General features: G+C 52.8%; 23 protein-coding genes. 11 read left to right on the forward strand and 12 right to left on the reverse strand.

All coding sequences use genetic code 11. The annotated features are described in order from the left end of the window. Positions 1-4: 4 nt before the first annotated feature. From ACH0VJ_RS09665 to ACH0VJ_RS09680, 4 genes are read left to right on the forward strand one after another with little or no spacing between them, the layout of a single operon-like run. Positions 5-511, forward strand: a complete 507-nt coding sequence (locus ACH0VJ_RS09665) for a fimbrial protein (protein ID WP_000178267.1) — start codon at positions 5-7, stop codon at positions 509-511. A 14-nt stretch (positions 512-525) separates the two neighbouring features. Continuing rightward, positions 526-996 (forward strand): fimbrial protein, encoded by a 471-nt coding sequence (locus ACH0VJ_RS09670; protein WP_000816751.1) that lies wholly within the window; start codon positions 526-528, stop codon positions 994-996. Next, the gene (locus ACH0VJ_RS09675; protein WP_001079646.1) at positions 993-1,529 is read left to right on the forward strand and encodes a fimbrial protein; all 537 of its coding nucleotides are present in this window, start codon (positions 993-995) and stop codon (positions 1,527-1,529) included. Before ACH0VJ_RS09670 ends, ACH0VJ_RS09675 begins: the two co-directional genes overlap by 4 nt. Positions 1,530-1,583: 54 nt before the next feature. Continuing rightward, positions 1,584-2,615 (forward strand): hypothetical protein, encoded by a 1,032-nt coding sequence (locus ACH0VJ_RS09680; protein ID WP_001071988.1) that lies wholly within the window; start codon positions 1,584-1,586, stop codon positions 2,613-2,615. Positions 2,616-2,964: 349 nt separating this feature from the next. Here the strand turns inward: ACH0VJ_RS09680 and relA are convergent, their stop codons facing one another. Both relA and rlmD read right to left on the reverse strand, forming a co-directional pair. Beyond that, positions 2,965-5,199 carry a GTP diphosphokinase gene (gene relA, locus ACH0VJ_RS09685; RefSeq protein WP_000226842.1) on the reverse strand — a complete coding sequence of 745 codons (2,235 nt, stop codon included), beginning with the start codon at positions 5,197-5,199 and terminating at the stop codon, positions 2,965-2,967. Positions 5,200-5,250: 51 nt separating this feature from the next. After that, positions 5,251-6,546 (reverse strand): 23S rRNA (uracil(1939)-C(5))-methyltransferase RlmD, encoded by a 1,296-nt coding sequence (gene rlmD / locus ACH0VJ_RS09690; protein WP_000046848.1) that lies wholly within the window; start codon positions 6,544-6,546, stop codon positions 5,251-5,253. 57 nt (positions 6,547-6,603) lie between these two features. Between rlmD and barA the strand changes: the two genes are divergently transcribed. Continuing rightward, positions 6,604-9,360: a two-component sensor histidine kinase BarA gene (barA, locus tag ACH0VJ_RS09695; protein WP_000186401.1), complete on the forward strand. Its 2,757-nt coding sequence runs from the start codon at positions 6,604-6,606 to the stop codon at positions 9,358-9,360. A 43-nt stretch (positions 9,361-9,403) separates the two neighbouring features. Here the strand turns inward: barA and ACH0VJ_RS09700 are convergent, their stop codons facing one another. The 4 genes from ACH0VJ_RS09700 to gudP form a co-directional block, all read right to left on the reverse strand. Continuing rightward, positions 9,404-10,546 (reverse strand): glycerate kinase, encoded by a 1,143-nt coding sequence (locus ACH0VJ_RS09700; protein ID WP_000706491.1) that lies wholly within the window; start codon positions 10,544-10,546, stop codon positions 9,404-9,406. Positions 10,547-10,623: 77 nt separating this feature from the next. Continuing rightward, positions 10,624-11,964, reverse strand: coding sequence for a glucarate dehydratase (gene gudD, locus ACH0VJ_RS09705; RefSeq protein WP_000107113.1), 1,341 nt, complete (start codon positions 11,962-11,964; stop codon positions 10,624-10,626). A gap of 20 nt (positions 11,965-11,984) precedes the next feature. Beyond that, entirely contained in the window at positions 11,985-13,325 is a 1,341-nt protein-coding gene (locus ACH0VJ_RS09710; protein WP_023196536.1) for an enolase C-terminal domain-like protein, read from the reverse strand. Next, complete coding sequence (gene gudP / locus ACH0VJ_RS09715) at positions 13,322-14,680, reverse strand: galactarate/glucarate/glycerate transporter GudP (RefSeq protein ID WP_000097015.1); 1,359 nt, start codon at positions 14,678-14,680, stop codon at positions 13,322-13,324. Before gudP ends, ACH0VJ_RS09710 begins: the two co-directional genes overlap by 4 nt. A gap of 79 nt (positions 14,681-14,759) precedes the next feature. On the opposite strand from gudP, the gene ACH0VJ_RS09720 reads away from it, so the two are divergent. Next, entirely contained in the window at positions 14,760-15,011 is a 252-nt protein-coding gene (locus tag ACH0VJ_RS09720) for a hypothetical protein (protein ID WP_001626563.1), read from the forward strand. A gap of 148 nt (positions 15,012-15,159) precedes the next feature. On the opposite strand, the gene ACH0VJ_RS09725 is transcribed toward ACH0VJ_RS09720, so the two are convergent. From ACH0VJ_RS09725 to syd, 4 genes are all read right to left on the reverse strand, one after another. Continuing rightward, positions 15,160-15,609 (reverse strand): flavodoxin, encoded by a 450-nt coding sequence (locus ACH0VJ_RS09725; RefSeq protein ID WP_000807738.1) that lies wholly within the window; start codon positions 15,607-15,609, stop codon positions 15,160-15,162. Positions 15,610-15,627: 18 nt separating this feature from the next. Next, entirely contained in the window at positions 15,628-16,410 is a 783-nt protein-coding gene (gene truC / locus ACH0VJ_RS09730; RefSeq protein WP_000890028.1) for a tRNA pseudouridine(65) synthase TruC, read from the reverse strand. After that, complete coding sequence (locus tag ACH0VJ_RS09735; RefSeq protein WP_000207015.1) at positions 16,410-16,739, reverse strand: YqcC family protein; 330 nt, start codon at positions 16,737-16,739, stop codon at positions 16,410-16,412. Before ACH0VJ_RS09735 ends, truC begins: the two co-directional genes overlap by 1 nt. Before the next feature lie 610 nt (positions 16,740-17,349). Continuing rightward, entirely contained in the window at positions 17,350-17,895 is a 546-nt protein-coding gene (gene syd / locus ACH0VJ_RS09740; RefSeq protein ID WP_000343990.1) for a SecY-interacting protein, read from the reverse strand. Between the two features lie 68 nt (positions 17,896-17,963). Here syd and queF point away from each other — a divergent pair, with 68 nt between their 5' ends. The 5 genes from queF to xni all read left to right on the forward strand — a co-directional run bounded on the left by queF (position 17,964) and on the right by xni (position 24,495). Then, positions 17,964-18,812: an NADPH-dependent 7-cyano-7-deazaguanine reductase QueF gene (gene queF / locus ACH0VJ_RS09745; RefSeq protein WP_000100456.1), complete on the forward strand. Its 849-nt coding sequence runs from the start codon at positions 17,964-17,966 to the stop codon at positions 18,810-18,812. Positions 18,813-18,924: 112 nt separating this feature from the next. Next, entirely contained in the window at positions 18,925-20,289 is a 1,365-nt protein-coding gene (gene ppnN / locus ACH0VJ_RS09750) for a nucleotide 5'-monophosphate nucleosidase PpnN (protein ID WP_000627973.1), read from the forward strand. Between the two features lie 564 nt (positions 20,290-20,853). Beyond that, positions 20,854-22,143 (forward strand): HAAAP family serine/threonine permease SdaC, encoded by a 1,290-nt coding sequence (gene sdaC, locus ACH0VJ_RS09755; protein ID WP_000450462.1) that lies wholly within the window; start codon positions 20,854-20,856, stop codon positions 22,141-22,143. Positions 22,144-22,201: 58 nt separating this feature from the next. Continuing rightward, complete coding sequence (gene sdaB / locus ACH0VJ_RS09760; RefSeq protein ID WP_000626384.1) at positions 22,202-23,569, forward strand: L-serine ammonia-lyase II; 1,368 nt, start codon at positions 22,202-22,204, stop codon at positions 23,567-23,569. 170 nt (positions 23,570-23,739) lie between these two features. Continuing rightward, entirely contained in the window at positions 23,740-24,495 is a 756-nt protein-coding gene (gene xni / locus ACH0VJ_RS09765) for a flap endonuclease Xni (protein WP_001536725.1), read from the forward strand. Between the two features lie 91 nt (positions 24,496-24,586). Here the strand turns inward: xni and fucO are convergent, their stop codons facing one another. After that, positions 24,587-25,735: a lactaldehyde reductase gene (gene fucO, locus ACH0VJ_RS09770; RefSeq protein WP_000013567.1), complete on the reverse strand. Its 1,149-nt coding sequence runs from the start codon at positions 25,733-25,735 to the stop codon at positions 24,587-24,589. 16 nt (positions 25,736-25,751) lie between these two features. Further along, on the reverse strand, positions 25,752-26,399 hold the full coding sequence (gene fucA, locus ACH0VJ_RS09775; RefSeq protein WP_000440819.1) for an L-fuculose-phosphate aldolase: 648 nt from the start codon (positions 26,397-26,399) through the stop codon (positions 25,752-25,754). Between the last annotated feature and the right edge of the window lie 509 nt (positions 26,400-26,908).

Consider the following 26,908-nt stretch of genomic DNA (forward strand, 5'->3'; position numbering starts at 1 on the left):
ATCCATGACGATGTTGACTCGCTGGAAAATGCTGGTGCTGCTGTGCGGTGGATTCGTTGCCGGCACCGAGGCTGCCGGCACAAAAACCGTGCAACTGGAGCTGCATCTGGTCGTCACTCAACCACCGCCCTGTACGGTAGGCGGCGCTTCCGTAGAGTTTGGCGATGTCCTGACCACCAAAGTTGGAGATGCTTCTCAAACGAAACCTGTGGGCTACAGCCTGAACTGCGATGGCAGAGCGAGCGACTATCTGAAGCTACAAATTCAGGGGACCACCACCACCATCAGCGGGGAGCAGGTTCTGCAAACTTCGGTACAGGGGTTAGGCATCCGTATTCAGCAGGCGGGCAATAAGCAACTGGTTCCGGTTGGCATAACGGATTGGCTGAACTTCACCCTGAGCGGCAGCAATGGGCCGGAGCTGGAAGCCGTACCGGTTAAAGAGCCCACCACGCAGTTAGCGGGTGGCGATTTTAACGCCAGTGCGACGTTAGTCGTGGATTACCAGTGATGGAGAGATTCATAGTGAAAAGGGCGCTTATCCTGACGCTTTTAATCACCCAGTTTGCCTGCGCCGACAATTTGACCTTTCACGGCAAACTGATAAACCCGCCCGCCTGTACTATCAATAATGGTGAAACGCTGGAGGTCAGTTTTGGTAGCGTGATTATTGATAATATTGACGGCGTCAATTACCTGACCGAGATCCCGTGGACCCTTACCTGCGACAGCAGCTTTCGCGATGACGCATTAACTTTTACGTTGAGCTATCTGGGCACGGCGACGCCTTACTCCGCAAATGCCTTAACCACCAATGTCCCTGAGCTGGGCATTGAACTTCAGCAGAACGGCACGGTATTTCCTCCCGGCACGTCGCTAACCATCGATGAGTCATCGCTTCCCACATTAAAAGCCGTGCCGGTAAAACAGCCCGGTAAAGAGCCTGCCGAAGGCGATTTTGAGGCTTTTGCCACGTTACAGGTGGATTACCAATGAACCGTATTTTTCAAACTGCCGGGCATTTGATCGGAGGCGTAATGTTATGGGCGGTTTGCAATACGTTACCTGCCGCCACGCCTAATGTGCACTACAGCGGTAAGCTGGTTGCCGGCGCCTGTAACCTGGTAGTGGATAATGACACGATGGCGACGGTGGATTTTCATACTATTGGCAGTGACAATTTCGACGCCAGCGGGCAAACGACTCCTGTTCCATTCACACTTAGCCTCCAGGATTGCAAAACAGCGCTAGCCAACGGCGTGCTGGTGACCTTTCAGGGCGTTGAAGACAGTACCCTGCCCGGACTGCTGGCGCTGGAGCCCTCGTCGGAAGCCAGTGGTTTTGCGATTGGCGTGGAAACGGCTGCACAGCAACCAGTGAGTATCAATGCAACAGTGGGTACAGCTTTTGTGCTGAAAGAAGGGATTACCACCATCAACTTGCAGGCCAGGCTGCAAAAATACGCTGGTGAAGAGGTTATGCCGGGGGAATTTTCGGGTAGCGCAACAGTGAGTTTTGAATATCAGTAACTTCTCAAGTTATATACTCATTTCTAATATTTTATTTAAATAATGGAAATTTAAATGAATCAAAAAGCATTATTTTTTCTAAGTATAATTGCATATCCTGGGATAACTCAGGCCATTAACCAAAATGTAATGATTGAACCATTAGTAATACGTGACTCAACAAATTATTTAGTACTACCTCAGGCTCAACAGGCTGAATTCTCACAATGCAAAAGCTGGCCGCATGATAGCACTGTTATTCCAGCAAAATATGAGGCAACCCTGCTTAATGGAAGTCTCATATCTATGTTTATTGGTGGCATAACAGTTAATTTATATACAACAGCAGATGTCAAAGTTAATACAGATGCCCAGTGTACATTACTCAATGGTAATTTTCCTGGTTATTACGGCATAACATGCTTTGTTACTGGTTATGACACAGACAAAGCTGTACCTGTAAGGACAGATAATGGCATGTCAATTATCGAAAGTAAATTATATGCTACAGGAACAATGAGATATATAACAGAGATCCCGATGGATGGCAGTGGCTTTCAGGGTATGGCGATTGGTGGTGCAGTAGTAATTAATACAGGCGCAATAACACCAACCCCTAATACAGGTGTTATTTCTAACATAACAATGCCACCACTATATGATCCCGGGTTTATTTTTACGGTACCTGGATGCGGTCAATACAAATATCATTCTGGGACAGGTTCTGTTTTTACGAATAACAATTCAACTTATACGGTTGCATCGCCGATTGGTTTCATAACTGCGTCTTTGGATAAGAACTCCGTGTTAAATTATAATGAACTTCATTATAACGATAAGGCAGAAAATATAGAACTAGGGAAAATTTATTTGATGTATAAGGAGAAAAATGTCACGTGGGGTGAAGGATTCGATTATACATTGGAAAATAGCACGATCAATGTAGTTTGTGCTGATAGCAGGATTAAAACAAATGTAGATTATCAATGTAGGAATGGTGATATGGGGGCATGCAACAATGGCGAACTGGGAAGAATAATCGGCAACTGGGAACGAATAAACGTTGATACTAATTGCAGCGTGACAGTTATTTTGCCCTGGCAATAGTATTTTTCTTAATAGATCTGAGTTTACGATTGCATACTTTTATACTCATATACCCTAAATAATTCGAGTTGCAGGCAGGCGGCGACGCAGTGACAAATTCGTCTGATACGAATTTGAACAGCCGAAGGCTACCTGCGGTAGGGGACAAGGATGTCCCCCATCAATCCCCGAGGCTTACGCTGGTCAGTGACTGGGGGGAGCGAGGACAAATTGGCAAGGCCGATGTGAACGCCGCTTACGGCGGCCCTTTAGGGCGAGGCCCGGAGAGCCGGGCCATGCCAACACACAGGCAACGTAAAGTATAACGGGTAGATATATCAGACTACTTTGTAGATAATAACGTTTCACTTTACCCCCCGTGCAGTCGCCGTGCATCAATCACATCCGGCACCTGGTTCAGCTTACCGAGCACGCGGCCCAGCACCTGCAGGTTGTAGATCTCGATGGTCATATCAATGGTGGCGATCTGCTGTTTAATGTCGCTGCGGCTGGCGACACCCAGCACGTTGACTTTTTCGTTAGCCAGAATGGTGGTGATATCACGTAGCAAGCCGCTGCGATCGTTGGCCTGGACGCGCACCACCAGCGAATATCCCGCCGAATAGCTTTCGCCCCATACCGCCTCTACGATCCGCTCCGGCGCATGGGAGCGCAGTTCCGCCAGCTGTTCGCAGTCGGCCCGGTGCACGGAAATTCCCCGCCCCTGAGTAATGAAGCCGACAATTTCATCCCCCGGAATCGGCTGGCAGCAGCGGGCAATGTGGTGCATCAGGTTACCAACCCCTTCCACCACCACGCGCCCGTCGTCTTTACGACGATTTTGCGGCGCGTATGTTTTTTGCTGAAGCTGTTTCAGCGCCGCTGCATCCTGCTCCTCTGCACTCGGCTTATTGAACTGCGATTGCAGGAAATTCACCATCTGATTAAGACGGATATCGCCGCCGCCTATCGCCGCCAGCAACTCTTCCAGCTCATTAAAGTTGTAGCGCGGCAGCAGATGTTTTTCGGCCTCTTTCAGGCTAATCCCCAAATGCGCCAGCTCATCGTCGAGGATCTGCCGTCCAGCCTGGATATTTTTGTCACGATCCTGCTTGCGGAACCAGGCGTGAATTTTCGAGCGTCCGCGGCTGGTCGTCACATAGCCCAGGTTTGGATTCAGCCAGTCGCGGCTGGGATTCGGCTGCTTCTGAGTGATAATTTCAACCTGATCGCCCATCTGCAACTGATAGGTGAATGGCACAATACGCCCACCAATTTTCGCGCCGATGCAGCGGTGCCCGACATCGCTGTGGATGTGGTAAGCAAAATCGAGCGGCGTAGATCCGGCAGGCAAGTCAACCACGTCGCCTTTTGGCGTAAAAACGTAGACCCGATCGTCAAACACCTGGCTGCGCACTTCATCCAGCATTTCGCCGGAGTCGGCCATCTCTTCCTGCCAGGCGATCAGCTTACGCAGCCACGCAATTCTGTCTTCATGACCGGAACGCACGCCGCCGGACGCGGCGCCTTCTTTATACTTCCAGTGTGCCGCCACGCCCAGTTCGGCGTCTTCATGCATCTGTTTGGTACGGATCTGGATCTCAACGGTTTTACCGCCCGGTCCCAGGACCACGGTGTGGATAGACTGGTAACCGTTCGGTTTCGGGTTAGCGACATAATCATCGAATTCATCCGGCAGGTGGCGATAGTGCGTATGCACTATCCCCAACGCGGCGTAGCAGTCTTGCAGACGTTCAGCGACGATACGCACGGCGCGCACGTCAAAGAGTTCATCAAACGCCAGATGCTTTTTCTGCATTTTGCGCCAGATGCTATAAATATGTTTTGGTCGTCCGTAGACTTCCGCCTGCACGCCTTCGTTTTTCATTTCAGCGCGCAGATGTCCAACAAACTCTTCGATGTAATGTTCGCGATCGAGACGGCGCTCATGCAGCAGTTTGGCGATGCGTTTGTATTCCGCCGGATGCAGGTAGCGGAAACAGTAGTCTTCCAGTTCCCACTTCAGTTGCCCGATGCCCAGACGATTAGCGAGCGGCGCATAGATGTTGGTACATTCTTTCGCCGCCAGCACGCGCTCATCTTCCGGCGCCTCTTTCACTTCGCGCAAATGAGCGATTCGCTCGGCCAGTTTGATAACCACGCAGCGGAAATCATCCACCATCGCCAATAACATTCGACGGACGTTATCAACCTGCTCCGAAGAAACAGAGTCGTTATGAGTGGCGTTTAGCTGACGGATCGCCGCCATATCGCGCACGCCATGAATCAGGGTAACGATAGATTTGCCGACGCTTTCGCGCAGTACATCTTCGCTGACTACGTTGGCGTCGGCCAGAGGGAACAGTAGCGCCGCCCGCAGCGTGTCGATATCCATACTCAGCGTGGAAAGAATTTCTACCATCTCCACGCCACGCCACAGCAACAGATCCGCATCCGGATGTCCTTGTGTCTGTTGCAGGCAATACGCCCAGGTTTCGGCTAAGCGCTCACACGACTGCTGGCTGGAAATTCCCAGGCTTGCGATCCACTTCTTCGGATCAAATTCACCAGCTTTATTAATATGTGCACTTCTTACCGCGACCATCGTCCTCTCCTTAAGGGACCAGGCCTACCGAAGTCGGTAAGCCGGTAATCATTACATGCGCTCGAACAGAACCATTGATTCCAGATGTCCTGTGTGCGGGAACATGTCGAGCATCGCTAAACGCGTAACCTCATATCCCGCATTGGCCAGCGCTTCACTATCGCGCGCCAGCGTCGCCGGGTTACAGGATACATAAACAATGCGAATAGGTTTTAATTTTATAATATGTCGCATCACTCCTGTAGCCCCCGCACGCGCAGGATCGAGCAAGACTTTGTCAAAGCCGTTTTTCGCCCACGGCTGCTTCGTGACATCTTCCTCCAGGTTCTCATGGAAGAATGTCACATTATGTAAACCATTGCGGATGGCGTTTTCACGGCCTTTTTCTACCAGCGCCGGAACGCCCTCAACCCCTACCACGCTTGCCGCGCGCGTTGCCAGCGGCAGCGTAAAATTCCCCATTCCGCAGAACAGATCCAGGACACGATCCTCGGCGCGCACATCAAGCCACTCCAGCGCGCGGGCGACCATTTGCTGGTTTACCGCCTCATTAATCTGAATAAAGTCTCGCGGACTGAAGGCTAAACGTAAGCCGTGCGAATCATACCAAGGCGCTTCGCCAGATACCGTTTCCAGTATCTCGCTAAACGGCGCCAGAAACAGAGACAATCCCTCAGAATGCGAAAAGCGTTCCAGTTTTTCTTTATCCGCCGCACTTAATGGCGCGGTATGGCGCAGAATCATCAGCGTACCGCTTCCCGCCTGTACCAGCTCAACATGCCCAAGATGTCGGGTGCCGTGTAAACTCGCCAGACACGCCCTGATTCGGGGCAGCAATGCTGCAAGCTGGGGCGCCAAAACGGGGCACTGTTCGACATTGACGATATCGCTGGAACCCGCTTTGCGAAATCCCATTTGCAGCGGTTTATCCGGCGGGCAATTCAGACTTAACCGCGCACGACGCCGATAACCCCAGGGCGCGCCGGCGATGATGTCATTCACCTCGTGTTTCATCAAACGCGCCAGCGCCGCGCTTTTGCTGCGTTGTTGCAGGGCGATGCTGACATGCTGTTGCTGACAACCGCCGCAGACGCCAAAATGCGGGCAGCGCGGCGTTTCTCGTTCCGGGCTATCATTCAAACGGCGCGAAACGCGTGCGCGGGCAAATTGCTTTTTATCTTCTGTAATAATGACTTCTGCGCTTTCCTCAGGCAATAAACCGGGGATAAACAGCGCCTTTCCGTTATGACGGGCTACGCCCTGACCAAATGAATCGAGGTCATTGACTTTAACGGTTATGATCTGACGCGTCGTCACGCGCCGTTTTGCAGAGTAGAATTGCGCCATCGACCAGGTTTTTCTCAATTTAACAGTGTGACCCTAATTGTCCCATAACGGAACTCCATGACCAACTACAGCCTGCGCGCACGCATGATGATTCTGATCCTGGCCCCGACCGTCCTGATAGGTTTGCTGCTCAGTATCTTTTTTGTAGTGCACCGCTATAACGACCTGCAGCGTCAACTGGAAGATGCCGGCGCCAGTATTATTGAACCGCTCGCCGTCTCCAGCGAATATGGTATGAACTTACAAAACCGGGAGTCTATCGGCCAACTTATCAGCGTCCTGCACCGCAGACACTCTGATATTGTGCGGGCGATTTCCGTTTATGACGATCATAACCGCCTGTTTGTAACGTCTAATTTCCATCTGGACCCCTCACAGATGCAGCTTCCCGCCGGAGCGCCGTTTCCACGTCGTCTGAGTGTCGATCGCCACGGCGATATTATGATTCTGCGCACCCCGATTATCTCGGAGAGCTATTCGCCGGACGAGTCAGCGATTGCCGACGCGAAAAATACCAAAAATATGCTGGGGTATGTGGCGCTTGAACTGGATCTCAAGTCGGTAAGGCTACAGCAATACAAAGAGATTTTTATCTCCAGCGTAATGATGCTTTTTTGTATTGGCATTGCGCTGATCTTTGGCTGGCGGCTTATGCGCGATGTCACCGGGCCTATCCGTAATATGGTGAATACCGTTGACCGCATTCGCCGCGGACAACTGGATAGCCGGGTGGAAGGATTTATGCTGGGCGAGCTGGACATGCTGAAAAACGGCATTAATTCCATGGCGATGTCGCTTGCCGCCTATCACGAAGAGATGCAGCATAATATCGATCAGGCCACTTCAGACCTGCGTGAAACCCTTGAGCAGATGGAAATCCAAAACGTTGAGCTGGATCTGGCGAAAAAGCGCGCCCAGGAAGCGGCGCGTATTAAGTCGGAGTTCCTGGCGAACATGTCGCACGAACTGCGAACACCGCTGAACGGCGTCATTGGCTTTACCCGCCTGACATTAAAAACGGAGCTGAACCCCACCCAGCGTGACCATCTGAACACCATTGAGCGTTCCGCGAATAATCTGCTGGCGATCATTAATGACGTGCTTGATTTCTCCAAGCTGGAAGCCGGTAAGCTCATTCTGGAAAGTATCCCTTTTCCACTGCGCAACACGCTGGATGAAGTGGTTACGCTGCTGGCTCACTCGTCGCATGATAAAGGACTGGAGTTGACGTTAAATATTAAAAACGACGTCCCGGATAATGTGATTGGCGACCCGCTGCGCCTGCAACAGGTCATTACTAATCTGGTGGGTAATGCCATTAAGTTCACCGAGAGTGGCAATATCGACATTCTGGTAGAAAAGCGGGCGCTCAGTAACACCAAAGTACAGATTGAAGTGCAGATCCGCGATACGGGGATCGGCATTCCGGAACGCGACCAGTCGCGACTGTTTCAGGCGTTTCGCCAGGCCGATGCCAGTATTTCTCGCCGTCACGGCGGCACCGGCCTTGGGCTGGTGATTACGCAAAAGCTGGTCAACGAAATGGGCGGGGATATCTCTTTCCACAGCCAGCCTAATCGCGGCTCGACCTTCTGGTTTCATATTAATCTTGATCTTAACCCAAATGTCATTATTGACGGGCCGTCGACCGCGTGTCTGGCCGGGAAACGGCTGGCTTATGTCGAACCGAATGCTACCGCCGCGCAATGTACCCTGGATCTGCTGAGCGACACGCCGGTGGAGGTGGTTTACAGCCCGACCTTCTCCGCGCTGCCGTTAGCGCACTACGATATTATGATTTTGAGCGTTCCGGTGACCTTCCGCGAGCCGCTCACCATGCAGCATGAACGTCTGGCGAAAGCGGCGTCAATGACGGACTTTCTACTGCTGGCGCTACCTTGCCATGCGCAAATTAACGCCGAAAAGCTGAAACAAGGAGGCGCGGCGGCCTGTCTGTTAAAACCATTGACGTCAACGCGCCTGTTGCCAGCGCTGACGGAATATTGCCAGTTGAATCACCATCCTGAACCGCTGCTAATGGATACCAGTAAAATCACCATGACGGTTATGGCGGTTGATGATAATCCCGCTAATCTGAAGCTTATCGGCGCGTTACTGGAAGATAAAGTCCAGCACGTAGAGCTTTGTGATAGCGGACATCAGGCGGTGGATCGGGCGAAACAAATGCAGTTTGATCTGATTTTGATGGATATTCAGATGCCGGATATGGACGGCATACGCGCCTGCGAATTGATTCACCAGCTTCCTCATCAGCAGCAAACACCGGTTATTGCCGTTACGGCACATGCGATGGCCGGGCAAAAAGAGAAGTTGCTCAGCGCGGGCATGAACGACTATCTGGCTAAACCGATAGAAGAAGAGAAGTTGCATAATCTGTTGCTGCGCTATAAACCTGGCGCCAACGTAGCAGCGCGCCTGATGGCGCAGGAACCGGCTGAGTTTATCTTCAATCCGAATGCAACGCTCGACTGGCAGCTTGCGCTCCGCCAGGCTGCCGGTAAGCCCGATCTGGCGCGGGATATGCTGCAAATGCTGATTGATTTTCTGCCGGAAGTGCGCAACAAAATTGAAGAACAACTGGTGGGAGAAAATCCCAACGGCCTGGTCGATCTGGTCCATAAGCTACACGGGAGCTGCGGCTATAGCGGCGTACCGCGGATGAAGAACCTTTGCCAGCTTATTGAGCAACAGCTTCGCAGCGGCGTCCACGAAGAGGAGCTGGAGCCTGAGTTTCTGGAGCTGCTGGATGAGATGGATAATGTTGCGCGTGAAGCGAAGAAGATATTAGGATGATATTCGCCGGATGGCGGCGTGACCGCCTTATCCGGCCTATAACTCAGCGTAACTGTTGCCCCGCTTTCAGCGTTGCAGCCACGTTGCGCGCGGTCATTCGTACGTTTTCACTCGCATTCTTCAGCGCGTCCTCCAGCGTGCAGATGGTATAAATCACGCTGAAAACGGCATCAAGCCCATGTTCATGAACCACGCCAACGTCCGCCGTCAGGCTACCCGCAATACCAATTACCGGCTTGTTATACCGTTTGGCGATGTTTGCCACGCCAATAGGGACTTTACCGTGAATGGTCTGGCTGTCGATGCGTCCCTCGCCGGTGATGACTAAATCAGCATCCGCAAGACACGCTTCCAGATGAAGCGCATCGGTGACAATCTCAATGCCACGCCGTAGCTGCGCGCCGCAAAACGCGTATAACGCCGCCCCCATGCCGCCTGCCGCGCCGCCGCCTGCCAGATCCAACACATCGACATGCAGATCGCGGGCAATCAAATGCGCATAGCGAGTCAATGCCGTATCCAGGCGTTCAATCATTTCCGGCGTCGCCCCTTTTTGCGGACCAAAAACCGCAGACGCGCCCTCTTTGCCGGTAAGGGGATTCGTGACATCGCAGGCGACCTCTATATGGCACGCCGACAAACGCTTATCCAGGCCGCGGATATCAATGCTGGCGAGTGTTTCCAGCCCAATGCCGCCTTGCGCAATATCATTGCCCTGCGCATCCCGTAGCCTGGCCCCCAGCGCCTGCACCATCCCCGCGCCGCCATCGTTGGTGGCGCTACCGCCGATACCAATAATGATATGCTCAACGCCCGCATCCAGCGCATGACGGATCAGCTCGCCGGTTCCCCATGATGTGGTCTTCAACGGATCGCGTTGCGCGGGCGGCACCTGCTCCAGCCCGCTGGCGGCCGCCATTTCAATGAACGCGGAACGCGCATCGCCGGAAAGCCCATAAAACGCATTGACGCGATGCCCCAACGGCCCGGTGACCTCAACATGCACGATTCGACCCACCGTCGCTTCAACCATCGCTTCGACAGTACCTTCTCCGCCATCAGCCAGCGGTAATTTCAGGTAATCGGCGTCAGGCCAGATCTCGCGAAATCCTTGTTCAATGGCGGTCGCTACCTCAAGAGCACTCAAACTTTCCTTATACGAGTCTGGTGCGATCACTATTTTCATAAGTCGTCCTTACGCATGTTGATCCTGTTAAGCATACACCCAGAGAAGCACCGGTTCCTTACGGAACCGGTTCTGACTTAACGCACCATGCAAGGACGCTTATTATCAAACGTCCAGCCAGGAATTAAGTACTGCATTCCCATCGCGTCGTCACGCGCGCCTAAGCCATGTTTTTGATAGAGCTCATGCGCTTTCATCACCTGATCCATATCGAGCTCAACGCCCAGACCCGGTTTGGTCGGTACTTGCACCATGCCGCCTTTAATTTCAAACGGTTCTTTAGTCAGACGTTGGTTGCCTTCCTGCCAGATCCAGTGGGTATCGATCGCGGTGATCTTGCCCGGCGCCGCCGCGGCAACATGGGTAAACATCGCCAACGAAATATCAAAGTGGTTGTTAGAGTGCGAGCCCCAGGTCAGACCGAACTCATGACACATTTGCGCCACGCGTACAGAGCCTTGCATAGTCCAGAAGTGCGGGTCCGCCAGCGGGATATCGACGGATTGCAGCGACAGCGTATGCCCCATTTGACGCCAGTCGGTCGCTATCATATTGGTGGCCGTCGGTAATCCGGTCGCGCGACGGAATTCCGCCATCACTTCACGTCCGGAAAAACCCTGCTCCGCGCCGCACGGATCTTCTGCATAGGCCAGAGAACCTTTCAGGTATTTACCAATGCTGATCGCTTCGTTCAGCGACCAGGCACCGTTTGGATCGAGCGTGACGCGCGCTTGTGGGAAACGTTTCGCCAGCGCCACGATTGACTCGGCCTCTTCTTCGCCCGCCAGCACGCCGCCTTTCAGTTTGAAGTCGTTGAAGCCGTATTTTTCATAGGCGGCTTCCGCCAGACGCACTACCGTTTCCGGCGTCATCGCCTCTTCATGGCGCAGACGATACCAGTCGCATTGCTCATCCGGCTGGCTCTGATACGGCAGCGGCGTGGCCTTGCGATTGCCGACAAAGAACAGATAACCCAGCATTTCGACTTCGCTGCGCTGCTGACCGTCGCCTAACAGCGAAGCGACGTTGACGCCCAGGTGTTGGCCCAAAAGGTCAAGCATTGCCGCTTCAATGCCAGTCACCACATGGATAGTGGTACGGAGATCGAATGTTTGTAAACCGCGTCCGCCCGCATCGCGATCGGCAAACTGGTTGCGAACGGCGGTCAGGACATTTTTATATTCACCCAGCGTTTTTCCCACCACCAGTGGGATCGCATCTTCCAGCGTTTTGCGAATTTTTTCGCCGCCCGGAATCTCGCCAACCCCGGTATGACCGGAGTTATCTTTAATAATGACGATGTTGCGCGTGAAGAATGGGGCGTGCGCGCCGCTCAGGTTCATCAGCATACTGTCATGACCCGCAACCGGGATAACCTGCATTTCAGTCACTACAGGCGTCGTAAATTGAGTACTCATAACTGTGTCCTTATTCAGAATTAGTGACGACCAAAAACAGGGCGTTTGCGGTCAAAAGTCCAGCCGGGGATCAGGTATTGCATCGGGCCTGCATCATTACGCGCGCCGCCTGGCAGCTTTTTATACGCGTCATGCGCTTTTCGCACCTGTTCCCAGTCAAGCTCCACGCCCAGTCCTGGCGCATCCGGAACGGCAATTTTGCCGTTTTTAATTTCCAGCGGATTTTTAGTCAGGCGGCAATCGCCCTCCTGCCAGATCCAGTGCGTATCAATAGCGGTGGGTTTGCCTGGCGCCGCCGCGCCGACATGGGTAAACATCGCCAATGAAATATCAAAATGGTTATTCGAATGGCAGCCCCAGGTTAGCCCCCAGTCATCGCACAGTTGCGCCACGCGAACGGCGCCGGTGAGGGTCCAGAAATGCGGGTCGGCAAGAGGAATATCTACCGCGTTGAGCATCACCGCGTGTCCCATTTCACGCCAGTTGGTGGCAATCATATTGGTCGCCACCGGCAGTCCTGTCGCGCGGCGGAATTCCGCCATGACTTCACGACCAGAGAATCCTTGCTCCGCGCCGCACGGATCTTCCGCGTAGGTCAGTACATCATTCAGCCCTTTGCACAACGCAATGGCTTCATCCAGTAGCCAGGCGCCGTTCGGATCCACGGTAATACGCGCGTCCGGGAAGCATTTTTTTAGCGCGCGAACGGTATCAATCTCTTGTTCGCCCGGCAGCACGCCGCCCTTGAGTTTAAAATCTTTAAAACCGTAGCGATCCTGAGACGCTTCCGCCAGCCGCACGACCGCGTCGCTGTTCAGCGCTTCCTGATGACGCAGGCGATACCATTCATGACTGCCCGGCGTGCTTTCCAGATACGGCAGATCGGTTTTAGTGCGATCGCCAATATAGAAGAGATAGCCTAACACGGTGACGGCATCGCGCTGTTTACCGGGCCCTAACAGTTCACAGACCGGCACATTAAGCGCCTGCCCCAGTAGATCAAGCAGCGCCGCTTCCAAAGCTGCCACCGCGTTAACCCGCAGTTCAAACGTCCATGCGCCTTTACCAAAGGTGTCAAAATCAGCAGCCTGGTTGCCTTTATGCACCTGCTGCACCACTTTGTTCAGGCGGGCGACTTCCTGGCCTAATACCATCGGAATAGCATCGACCAGCGTCTGATAAATCACTTCTCCGCCCGGCGCCTCGCCGACGCCAGTATGCCCGGCGTTATCGGTGAGGACGACGATATTACGGGTGAAGTACGCGTTATGCGCGCCGCCGATGTTGAGTAGCATACTGTCATGTCCGGCAACCGGAATGACCTTCATGTCCGTAATAACGGGACTGGATTGCGTTGTCATGATAATTGTCCTGCGACAGGTTTCAGTTCAATACGCTTAATATCACCTACCAGCACCAGATAGCTGATGATGGCCACCAGGGCATGTACGCCGACATAGATCAACGCGCCGTTGAAGGAGCCGGTGGTGCCAACGATGTAACCAATCGCGATTGGCGTCACAATACCGGAGATATTGCCGAACATATTAAACAAGCCGCCGGAAAGACCGCTGATCTCTTTCGGCGCGGTATCCGCCATTACTGCCCAGCCCAACGCGCCGATACCTTTACCGAAGAAGGCCAACGCCATAAAGCCGATGATCATCCATTCCACGTTCACATAGTTACAGAACACCATAACCATTGACAGCAACATTCCCAGCACAATCGGCGTCTTGCGCGCGATATTCAGGGAGCCAGTACGACGCATCAGCCAGTCGGAAATGATGCCGCCCAACACGCCGCCGATAAAGCCGCAGACTGCAGGAACCGAGGCGACAAAGCCCGCTTTGAGAATCGACATGCCGCGCGCCTGGACCAAATAGACCGGGAACCAGGTAATAAAGAAATAGGTCAATGCGTTAATACAGTACTGACCGATGTAAACGCCAATCATCATACGAGAGCCCAGCAGCTGTTTGATCTGGCCCCATTTGACGCTAAACGGTACTTTCGCTTTGGTGTCTTTCTGATCCATATTGATCAGCGCGCCGCCTTCTGCGATGTACTCCAACTCTTTCTTATTTACGCCCGGATGGTTATTTGGTTCATGGATAACTTTCAACCAGATAAAGCTGATGATGATCCCTAACCCGCCCATAAAGAAGAAGACATGCGACCAGCCCACTTCGTGCGTCAGCCAGCCCATAATCGGCGCGAAAATAACCGTGGCAAAGTATTGCGCGGAGTTAAAGATGGCCACCGCCGTTCCCCTCTCCTGCGCCGGGAACCAGGCCGCAACGATGCGACTGTTGCCCGGGAAAGAAGGCGATTCCGCCAGACCGACCAGGAAACGAAGCGTAAAGAGGGCGACAATAATGCCGAAACCACTAAAGATATCGACAAAACCCTGCAACAGGGTGAAGACTGACCAAATGAAAATAGACCAGAAATAGACGCGTTTGGAACCAAAGCGGTCCAGCAGCCAGCCGCCCGGGATCTGCCCGATAACATAGGCCCATGAAAAAGCAGAAAAAACATAGCCCATGCCTACCGGATCAAGGCCGATATCTTTGGCCATTTCTGAGCCGGCAATGGACAATGTGGCGCGGTCGCCGTAGTTGAAGGATGTGACGATAAACAGCATCACCACTATCCAGTAGCGGGCGTTCGTGCGTTTCTCCGCACTGCTCGCCGCGTGACTTAATGAACTCATTGTTGCACTCCTGAAATTTCGCGTTAGCTACGCTCACTCTGAACTGCACAACCGGTAGGGAATCAGAGATAACGTTTCCTTGTTGCAGCTTTTATTAGGTCGTTTGCTTTGCACGCTGCATGCTTTTATTCACTGGCAGGAGAAGTATAAAAAGCGCGCCACACACACTCACCGTGCAACAACACAGTATTTTGGCGATGAATTACGCCTGTTTATGGCAAAAGCCCAAGACAGTGGAAGCCACTTCACGGAAATGAAATCAGAAGGCGTCGGCGTCGACGCAGGAGGAGTAAAAAGAGAAGAATGTGAAACAGGTCGCTTGATTACATGAAAACGCCCGTAAAAAACTGCTGCTTTTGCGGGCATATGCACAAAGCTAACACGATTCAGTTACTTTACACTGTATACAGGTCGTTATTTGCTTACTGGCAACGCAAGCAAACGAAAAGGTACCCTCCCGTAGGGGGGAGGGATTTACCTCAGGAAAGTAAAGTTCCCCAGTTTTCAACCCAGGGATTGGACTGGCTCTCCGGCTCCGGATGTTCGCTGGCGTCAATGAATAATATCTCCCCCACCCGCTGCGCGCTTTGCTCTTGCAACAGGGCATCAAACTGTTTGCCGCCATTACAGAAATTGGGGTAGCTGCTATCACCTAACGCAATCACCCCGTAACGCAGGTTTGGTTGAAAACCGACTGTATCTTTAATGCCGTGAAAGAGCGGCGCAATGCTATCCGGTAGATCGCCCTGCCCGGTCGTCGAGGTAACGACCAGCGCAACCTTATCCTGATATTGCTGCCAGTCGGACAGTTCAGGATCTTCAAACACGGTCGCGCTGTGGCCCTGTCTGGCGAGGATCGCTTCCGCTTCTTCCGCCACCAGCAGTGAGTTGCCATACATGGTCCCGACAAAAATACCAATTTCCGCCATTATGCGTATCTCCCTGAATTATGCCTGATGAGTCTCATCCTGCCGGGACGCCGCCGTAAACTCAACCCTTTCATTGTCAGGGAGAAGTCCACGCCAGCCAAACTGCGTCAGCGCCTGCATCCAGGTTTCATCCAACCCGGCCTGAATTATCAACGGCTGTCCGGTAAAGGGGTGCGTCAGTTCAAGCCGACTGGCATGAAGCATCAGGCGACGACAGGCAAAATGCTCTGCGGCGCTGCGGTTTTGTCGCAAATCGCCATGCTTGCTGTCGCCGATGATAGGATGACGCAGATGCGCCAGATGACGACGAAGCTGGTGCTTGCGTCCCGTTTTTGGTTCCAGCTCAACCAGACCATAACGCGTGGTGGGATAACGTCCGGTCGGCACCGCCATTTCGACCGTCGCCAGCCCGCGATACTGCGTTACAGCCGGCTGGGGCGCTTTATCTTCGCGGGCGAATTTATCGGCAATTTTATCGCGCTCTTCCACCAGCGGATAATCCAGTACCGCGTCATCCATCAGCCAGCCGCGCACAATGGCATGGTAGCGTTTACGGATGTGGTGCTGCTCGAACTGCTGCGCCAGACGGCGTCCCGCTTCGCTGGACAGCCCCATTAACAGTACGCCCGACGTGGGCCTGTCGAGACGGTGGGCGGTAAAAACATGCTGGCCGATTTGGTCGCGCACCGTTTGCATGACCACGACTTTTTCGTCGCGATCCAGCCAGCTCCGGTGAACAAGCCAGCCTGCGGGTTTATTCACGGCAACCAGCCACGGGTCTTGATAGAGGATCTCCAGCATCAGGATTTATCGCGGACGAATAGCGCATCCAGATCCTGCAAAACCGCCAGGATCGCCTCCCGCTGCGGATGATCCGCCGCCAGCGCCATTTCATAATAAGGGGCGACGGCAAACGCCTCGGGCAGCGGCTGCGCATTATCAAGTAGGGTATGCATACGTGGGATCAATACCCATTGCAGCCATTCCAGCGGTTCCATGGTATCCATAAAAAATGGTTGGGTGCTGGTAAACAGGTGCGCCTGCGGCGCATCCTGCCGCCAGTGGCGATGCTCGCGCAGCAGCGTTTCAAGCGCATGTAACTGCTGACGCACACGGTCATGAGTCGTCATGTTAAAACCTCAATGATGAAAATCTGGCGCGAAGAATAACAAAAAAAAGGGAGCACTGTATAAACAGTGCTCCCGGTTCGTTTCGCAGCATTCCAGCTACTTTTCGTGCTCCCTGCTCATCCGTGACAACTTTTCCTGTGACCTTACGGCCTGTTCATCCTGAACGTTTGCATCCTGCGCACATCGCCCGATGTGATAGCTTCATCCTGAAGCGTCCCTGGTCATCCAGACCCGCCGAACATCCTGATCGGCTCTCGTTCTCCGTCCTGGAGGTGTCCTTTAACGCATCCTGCGCTTTCCACTTTGCTTCATCCTGAAGCCTTTCCTTGTAACACCATCCTGGCGTGTCCTGCTGAAGCGTCATCATCCTGACGTTCGCTTCGTTGTACGACTCCCTGTCGACGAAGATAGAATCGCCTGTTTCACCTTGTCTTACAAGACGCTTACAGACAATACCTTAAGTAAATTTTCATATGAAAGTGCGCAAAAACATTTTAATTAGTTGTTTTATATAGACTTACATAAGAAAACGGGACTCAGTATCCGCTGATATCCTGGCGATCTCCTACAGACTTTGTAAGAGATCTCTCACACCCGTTAGGGCAAACGATTACAGAAGAGGATTAAGTTGCGTAAGGAATTCCGCAAGCGTTGCGGCAAGAACGGTGCGATTACGGGTGCCCAGCGTTTCTTTAATCACCTCGCCGGACAGGTTACAGACCGAAATGACCTCAAGCTCATTTTCCTGCGTCGCAATAAAAAGCGTGGGAGGAAGCTTGAGCCGCTTTTGCGTGACCAGGTGGCCTATCAGATTTTCCTGCACGCGCCGAAAGTCATCCTGACTCCAGGTTTGCAGTAGCGTAAGCTTTTCATCCGCAAACTGCGCGGGCATGTCGCCAGCAAACTGCGTGGTGTAAAACGCGTGGAGCGCAGGTTGTACCATAATATCAAAGGCGCGTTCAACCGCGTTTACATTTTCTTCGCCTTCAAAAGGTTGCGGCTGCCAGTAAACGGCATCGCGGGTTGAAGAAATAATGCACGGAGAAGGTACGCCATACAGTTCTTCGCTCAACGGCCAGCTACCGTGTTTTTCTTGCCACGCGTCGCAGTAACGCGTCGTAAAGGCTTTCAATGCCTGCGCTGTCAGTTCGTCCACCAGTTTCTCTCTTCATAAAAGCCAGGATACACTTGACGCATAGTGTATCTGGTTTATGACGGTGAAACATGTCTTCTTATGAAAACCATCAGGCTCTTGATGGCCTGACTCTCGGAAAATCAACGGATTACCGGGACAATTATGACGCCAGCCTGCTGCAGGGCGTACCGCGCAGTTTGAATCGTGACCCGCTCGGATTAACAGCCGATAATTTGCCGTTCCACGGCGCGGATATCTGGACGTTGTATGAACTTTCCTGGCTTAACAGCCAGGGTCTTCCGCAGGTCGCCGTCGGGCATGTCGAACTGGATTACACCAGCGTTAATTTAATCGAATCCAAAAGCTTTAAACTGTATCTGAACAGCTTTAACCAGACGCGCTTTGACACCTGGGAGACGGTGCGCCAGACGCTGGAGCGCGATCTGCGCGCCTGCGCGCAGGGCAACGTTAGCGTGAAGCTTCATCGTCTTGATGAGCTGGAAGGACAGCCTGTCGCCCATTTCCACGGCGCCTGTATTGACGATCAGGATATCAGTATCGACAACTACCAGTTTACTACCGACTATCTGCAACATGCGGTCAGCGGCGAGAAGCAAGTAGAGGAGACGCTGGTCAGCCATCTGTTGAAATCCAACTGCCTGATCACCCACCAACCGGACTGGGGCTCGATACAAATTCAGTATCGCGGGCGCAAAATCGACAGGGAAAAACTGCTGCGTTATCTGGTCTCCTTCCGTCACCATAATGAATTTCACGAGCAGTGCGTAGAGCGTATTTTTAATGACATTCTGCGCTTCTGCCAGCCGGAAACGTTAAGCGTTTATGCGCGCTATACCCGCCGCGGCGGGCTGGACATTAATCCCTGGCGCAGCAATACCGATTTCGTGCCCGCCACGGGCAGGCTGGCGCGACAGTAATTTTTTTGTCAATTTTGCGTGCCGGATTGCGCATGTAAGGTTGTGAAAGGTCATCAGCCAGGGCTATTGTAATCAACAGGGAATGGCGTGTTGCGTCCCATAAGGAGTTTACTTGATTACACATATTAGCCCGCTTGGCTCAATGGATATGTTGTCGCAACTGGAAGTGGACATGCTGAAACGCACGGCCAGTAGCGACCTGTATCAACTGTTTCGTAACTGTTCACTTGCCGTTCTTAACTCCGGCAGCCTGACCGACAACAGCAAAGAGCTGCTGTCCCGCTTTGAAAATTTCGATATTAACGTACTGCGCCGCGAGCGCGGCGTGAAGCTGGAATTGATTAATCCGCCTGAAGACGCCTTTGTTGACGGGCGGATTATTCGTGCGCTACAGGCTAACCTGTTCGCGGTGCTGCGCGACATTCTCTTTGTGAATGGACAGATCCACAATGCTGGTCGTTTCCAGCATCTGGATCTTGAAAGCTCAACACATATCACCAATCTGGTGTTCTCCATTTTGCGCAACGCCCGGGCGCTGCACGTCGGCGAAGCGCCAAACATGGTGGTATGCTGGGGCGGCCACTCAATTAACGAAAACGAGTACCTGTATGCCCGTCGCGTCGGCACGCAGTTGGGATTACGCGAGCTGAACATCTGCACCGGCTGCGGCCCTGGGGCGATGGAAGCCCCCATGAAGGGCGCGGCGGTCGGTCACGCACAGCAGCGTTATAAAGACAGCCGCTTTATCGGCATGACTGAACCTTCCATTATTGCGGCTGAACCGCCTAACCCGCTGGTGAACGAACTGATCATCATGCCGGATATCGAAAAACGCCTGGAAGCGTTCGTCCGTATCGCACACGGTATCATCATCTTCCCGGGCGGCGTGGGTACGGCGGAAGAGCTGCTTTATTTGCTGGGGATTCTGATGAATCCAGCCAATAAAAATCAGGTGCTGCCGCTGATCCTGACCGGACCAAAAGAGAGCGCCGATTACTTCCGCGTGCTGGATGAGTTTATTACCCATACGCTGGGCGAAGCGGCCCGCCGTCATTACCGCATCATCATTGACGATGCGGCGGAGGTAGCGCGACTGATGAAGAAAGCGATGCCGCAAGTGAAAGAGAATCGCCGCGATACCGGCGACGCCTATAGTTTTAACTGGTCGATGCGTATAGCACCGGATCTTCAGGTGCCGTTTGAGCCGTCGCATGAGAATATGGCCAACCTGAAACTGTACCCGGATCAGCCGGTTGAGATTCTGGCGGCGGATCTGCGACGCGCCTTCTCCGGTATTGTCGCGGGGAACGTGAAGGAGGTCGGGATACGCGCCATTGAAGCTAATGGTCCGTATAAAATCCACGGCGATCGAGAAATGATGCGTCGCATGGACGATCTGCTGCAGGGTTTCGTCGCGCAGCATCGTATGAAATTGCCAGGTTCCGCCTACATCCCCTGTTACGAGATCTGCGCTTAACGCTTATGCCCGGTTGCCGCCAGCAGCCGGGCGCTTCTCCCATTCCTTTCATTGCGGTACGGCAATTAACGTATGCCTTCATTTTTTATGATGATCATCAGTGGCATAGCCCGCATTGTTTTATAAACACCATTTATAATTCACCATAAATAGATTGCCAGGCAAACGTTTACCTCACTCCTCTTACCGTGATTTATCGGTCCAAACTCTTATTCTTCGCCAGAATCTACTAAAAACCTTGATTTTTATAGTCAAACCTCCGTATCTTGCGCCCCAATCTTTCCGGCCTTATATCGTTAATGGTAGCCTTCGCGCCCGGAAATTCGTTATGACGTTTTTTTAATAGATTAATGGTCCAAATTTATCCATGTAAGAAGCGGATTATTGCATTTGAGATCGGGATCACTGATAGATTCATCACTTAAATGTATCTTTCCGCCCGAAAATTATTACGGCGAAAAATTATATAAAAAGCGTCCCTAAGCAGATTTCATTTTACGATCAGGTCTTTTTTCATTGGATTAGACCAGCAACCTGATTTTTAGCATCCTCCAGGAGAAATAGATGGAAACCACTCAGACCAGCACGATTGCTTCGATTGACTCTCGAAGCGCATGGCGCAAAACGGATACCATGTGGATGCTGGGCCTTTACGGCACGGCTATCGGCGCGGGCGTTCTGTTCCTGCCGATCAACGCAGGCGTCGGCGGCATGATTCCGCTCATCATCATGGCGATTCTCGCTTTCCCGATGACCTTTTTCGCACACCGTGGCTTAACACGCTTCGTGCTGTCCGGTAAAAATCCGGGTGAAGACATCACTGAAGTCGTTGAGGAACACTTCGGTATCGGCGCAGGTAAACTGATTACCCTGCTTTACTTCTTCGCGATTTACCCCATCCTGCTGGTTTACAGCGTGGCGATTACTAATACCGTGGAAAGCTTCCTGACCCACCAGTTAGCGATTAATCCGCCGCCGCGGGCGATTCTTTCCCTGATCCTGATTGTTGGCATGATGACCATCGTGCGCTTCGGCGAGCAAATGATCGTTAAGGCGATGAGTATCCTGGTATTCCCGTTCGTCGCTGCGCTGATGCTGCTGGCCTTGTACCTGATCCCGCAGTGGAACGGCGCGGCGCTGGAAACTCTGTCCTTTGATTCCGCCGCGTCTACCGGTAACGGTCTGTGGATGACGCTGTGGCTGGCGATTCCGGTGATGGTTTTCTCTTTCAACCACTCCCCGATCATCTCCTCCTTCGCGGTTGCGAAGCGTGAAGAGTACGGTGAAGGCGCTGAGAAGAAATGTTCTAAAATTCTGGCCTTCGCCCACATCATGATGGTGCTGACCGTGATGTTCTTCGTCTTCAGCTGCGTGCTGAGCCTGACGCCGGCAGATCTGGCAGCGGCAAAAGAGCAGAACATCTCTATTCTGTCTTACCTGGCGAACCACTTTAACGCGCCGATCATCGCCTGGATGGCGCCGATCATTGCGATGATTGCTATCACCAAATCTTTCCTCGGCCACTACCTGGGCGCGCGTGAAGGCTTTAACGGGATGGTGATTAAATCGCTGCGTGGTAAAGGTAAATCCATCGAAATCAACAAACTGAATAAAATTACCGCGCTGTTCATGCTGGTCACCACCTGGATTGTGGCGACGCTGAACCCCAGCATCCTGGGCATGATTGAAACCCTGGGCGGCCCGATCATCGCGATGATTCTGTTCCTGATGCCGATGTATGCCATCCAGAAAGTACCGGCAATGCGTAAGTACAGCGGTCATATCAGCAACGTATTCGTTGTGATTATGGGCCTGATTGCCATCTCCGCTATTTTCTACTCACTGTTCAGCTAAGTCCTTTAGCGCCGCTTACCGCGGCGCTTCTCTATGATACAACCGCAATGGATGCCCTATGATTAGCGTATTCGATATTTTTAAAATCGGCATTGGCCCTTCCAGTTCTCACACCGTCGGACCAATGAAAGCAGGCAAGCAGTTCACGGACGATCTGATTGCCCGCCATATCCTTACAGATGTCACCCGCGTCGTGGTGGATGTCTACGGCTCTCTGTCATTGACGGGTAAAGGCCACCACACTGATATCGCCATTATTATGGGCCTGGCGGGGAATCTGCCGGACACCGTCGATATCGACGCCATTCCGTCCTTTATCCAGGATGTGAACACCCATGGGCGTTTACTACTGGCCAATGGGCAGCATGAAGTCGAATTTCCGGTCGATAAGTGCATGAATTTCCACGCCGACAACCTGTCTCTGCATGAGAACGGGATGCGTATTACCGCGCTGGCGGGCGATAAGGTGCTCTACAGCCAAACCTACTACTCCATTGGCGGCGGCTTTATCGTCGATGAAGAGCACTTTGGTTTGACGAATAGCGAACCTGTTAACGTACCGTACCCTTACAAAACCGCCGCGGATTTACAGCGCCATTGCCAGGAGACGGGTCTGTCGCTCTCCGGTCTGATGATGCAAAACGAACTGGCTCTGCACAGTAAAGAAGCGCTGGAGCAGCACTTCGCCAGGGTCTGGGAGGTGATGCGCAGCGGTATTGAGCGCGGTATCACCACCGAGGGCGTATTGCCGGGCAAACTGCGCGTTCCGCGTCGCGCGGCGGCGCTGCGTCGGGTGCTGGTCAGTCAGGATAAGACCACCACCGATCCGATGGCGGTCGTCGACTGGATCAATATGTTCGCGCTGGCGGTGAACGAAGAGAATGCCGCAGGCGGACGAGTAGTCACTGCGCCGACTAACGGCGCATGTGGTATTGTTCCGGCGGTGCTGGCGTACTATGACAAGTTTATCCGCGAAGTAAATGCTAACTCACTTGCTCGCTATATGCTGGTCGCCAGCGCGATTGGCTCGCTGTATAAGATGAACGCCTCTATTTCCGGCGCCGAAGTGGGTTGTCAGGGAGAAGTCGGCGTGGCCTGTTCCATGGCGGCAGCGGGTCTGGCCGAGCTGCTGGGCGGTAGTCCGGCGCAGGTGTGTATCGCCGCAGAAATCGCCATGGAGCATAATCTGGGGTTAACTTGCGATCCGGTTGCCGGTCAGGTACAGGTTCCCTGCATTGAGCGTAACGCAATTGCTTCAGTCAAAGCGGTCAACGCCGCGCGTATGGCGCTGCGCCGTACCAGCGAACCGCGCGTATGCCTCGATAAAGTGATTGAGACCATGTACGAAACCGGTAAAGACATGAACGCTAAGTACCGCGAAACTTCGCGCGGCGGCCTGGCGATGAAGATCGTTACCTGCGATTAATTCTCAGCACATTTTAGGATCTGTAGGCCGGATAAGGCGCTCGCCGCCATCCGGCTTTTGTTGCCTGATGGCGCCTCGCTTATCAGGCCTACGGATAGCGCTATTTCGCAATGCTCGCCTCCCCCCGCCGTGAATGTTACCCTACGCGCAGGTTTGTAAGGGAGAACACCGTGGCTGCTCATCTGCTTATCGTCGACGCGCTCAATTTGATTCGCCGTATTCACGCCGTTCAGGGATCGCCCTGTGTGGAAACCTGCCAACACGCGCTCGATCAATTGATTATCCACAGCCAGCCAACCCATGCCGTAGCGGTATTTGATGACGACGCGCGCAGTAGCGGCTGGCGTCATCAGCGTTTGCCGGACTACAAAGCAGGACGTCCGCCGATGCCTGACGATTTACATAATGAAATGCCCGCCCTACGCGCCGCATTTGAACAGCGCGGCGTACGCTGTTGGGCATCAGACGGTAACGAAGCGGACGATCTGGCGGCGACGCTGGCGCTAAAAGTTACCGAAGCCGGACACCAGGCAACCATTGTGTCAACCGATAAAGGCTATTGCCAGTTGCTCTCTCCGGGATTGCGCATTCGCGACTACTTCCAGAAACGCTGGCTGGACGCGCCGTTTATTGAAAAAGAGTTTGGCGTACTTCCCCGGCAGTTGCCGGATTACTGGGGTCTGGCAGGAATCAGTAGTTCGAAAGTCCCAGGCGTTGCCGGTATCGGCCCTAAAAGCGCGACCCAGCTATTGATTCAGTTTCAAAATCTGGAGGGAATTTACGCCCATCTGGACGAGGTGCCGGAAAAGTGGCGCAAAAAGCTTGAGACGCATAGAGAAATGGCATTTCTCTGCCGCGATATTGCACGTCTGCAAACCGATTTACATATCGACGGAAACTTACAGCAGCTACGGCTGGCGCGGTAGTTTTGTTGCCGGATGGCGGCGTGAACGCCTTATCCGGCCTACAGAACTGCACGAAATGTAGAGCGGATAAGCGCAGCGCCATCCGGCAAAATTACCAGGCGGTATGATACAGTTCGACAATGTCCGCCAGACTCGCTTCACGCGGATTGCCGCCCGTACAGACATCATCGAACGCCGCCTGCGCCAGCGCCGGGATATCCTCTTTTCGAACGCCGACATCACGCAAATGCAGCGGAATTCCCACATCGCGATTTAGCGTAAATACGGCTTCCACTGCGGCATTACGCGCCTCTCCAAGACTCAATCCTTCTACCTTCACCCCCATCGCCCGGGCGATATCACGGAATTTCTCGTTGGTAGACCCGGCATTAAAACGCATCACATGCGGAAGCAAAATAGCATTCGCGACGCCATGCGGCGTGTTGTAAAACGCGCCCAGCGGATGCGCCATCCCATGCACCAGTCCCAGCCCCACATTGGAAAACCCCATCCCGGCAACGTATTGCCCCAGCGCCATCGCCTCACCGGCCTCTTTTTCTCCGGCTACGGCGCCGCGCAGCGCGCCAGCAATAATCTCAATGGCTTTGATATGTAATGCATCCGTCAGCGCCCATGCGGCCCGGGTAATATAGCCTTCAATAGCATGGGTTAGCGCATCCACGCCCGTTGCCGCTTTCAGCGCGGGTGGCATACCGTCCATCATATCGGCATCGATAAATGCCGCCTGCGGAATATCATGCGGATCGACACAAACGAATTTGCGCCGTTTCTCTTCATCGGTAATCACATAATTGATAGTGACTTCCGCAGCGGTTCCCGCCGTTGTCGGGATCGCCATAATCGGCACGCTGGGTTTACGGGTCGGCGATAGCCCTTCCAGACTGCGCACATCGGCAAATTCCGGATTGTTACTGATAATACCGATCGCTTTGCAGGTATCCTGCGGAGAACCGCCGCCAATGGCGATGAGATAGTCCGCGCCGCTTTGGGTAAAGACCTTAAGCCCTTCCTGGACAACGGAAATCGTAGGATTAGGGATCACGCCCGCATAGATCTCCCACGCCAGCCCTGCGGCATCCATTCTGCTTGTCACTTTATCGACCACACCGCATTGCACCAGCGTTTTATCGGTAACAATCAGCGCTTTATGATAACCGCGGCGCGTCACCTCATCGGTTAATGCGTCCACCGCTCCCCGGCCAAACCATGCCGTTTCATTCAGAATCATTCTGTTCGCCATCGCCTGTCTCCTTACATCACTCTTCAATACGTAATCCGTAAGTTTTAAATTTCTCCAGTACGATAGCGATCGCCTCGTCATCCAGTACCGGTACCGGATCGACAATGGCCAGCGTACTTAAATAGAGCTGCGCCAGCACTTCCACTTCATGCGCCAGCCACAACGCTTTGTCTAAATTTTCTTCACAAGCAATAAGCCCGTGATGCTGTAACAGCGTCGCTTTACGATTTTTAAGCGCCACGGCAACATGGTCAGAAAGTTCGCGGGTGCCAAAAGTGGCGTAGGGCGCGCAGGGAATAGAGTTTCCTCCTGCGGCGGCAATCATGTAGTGAATCGCCGGAATCGGGCGATTGAGGATCGAGACTGCCGTACAATGGACAGCGTGGTTATGTACCACGGCATTGGCGTCAGGGCGCGTCTGGTATGCCGCCATATGAAAACGCCACTCGCTGGAAGGCAGCTTGCCCTGCTCATGCTGACCGTCAGCATCAATAAAGACAATGTGCGACTCTGTCAGCTTCTCGTAGGGGATCCCCGTCGGCGTAATCAGCAATCCGCCCTGATAACGTACGCTCACGTTACCTGCCGTCCCCTGATTTAACCCTAACCGCGTCATTTCCAGACAGGTATCAATAATCTGCCGCGCCAGTCTATTTCGTTCCATTATTTACCTCTCTCTGTGATTCAAAATGAGACAACAAAACCGCCTTTCGCATCGCGCTGCTGTCCTGTTGAAATAATCGAATAGTTAGCAACTATCATCATACTGAATAAAGAGAAGGGAATTTAAATAACGATATTTTGTGATTCACATCAATTAATTCGCCACGATAAACCAGACGACTACCGTTTCTCTCGCCGATAAATGCCCGCTCTTAATAATATTTTTTAAAACGGGCAAAAATGAAGAATAAGTTACTACTGCCCGTTTTCGTGGCAATAATTTAATTCGGGCATTCAGTCTGTGGTTTTTTAAATTAAACATCTCAAACGGTCATTTTTTTATGGAAATTAAAGTGATGATAATCACAGAACGCTCTGCTCTCAGGTATAAATGTGACCGCCATCATATTAAAAGGCCTTTTTTATTTGAAAATGAATCCATGAGTTCATTCCGGACGCCAATTTATTACCGGAAAGAAAAGCGAACTCACCTAATTTTACGGTCTGGTG

This window comes from Salmonella sp. 2020_1459 (assembly GCF_043847915.1).
GTDB lineage: Bacteria > Pseudomonadota > Gammaproteobacteria > Enterobacterales > Enterobacteriaceae > Salmonella > Salmonella enterica.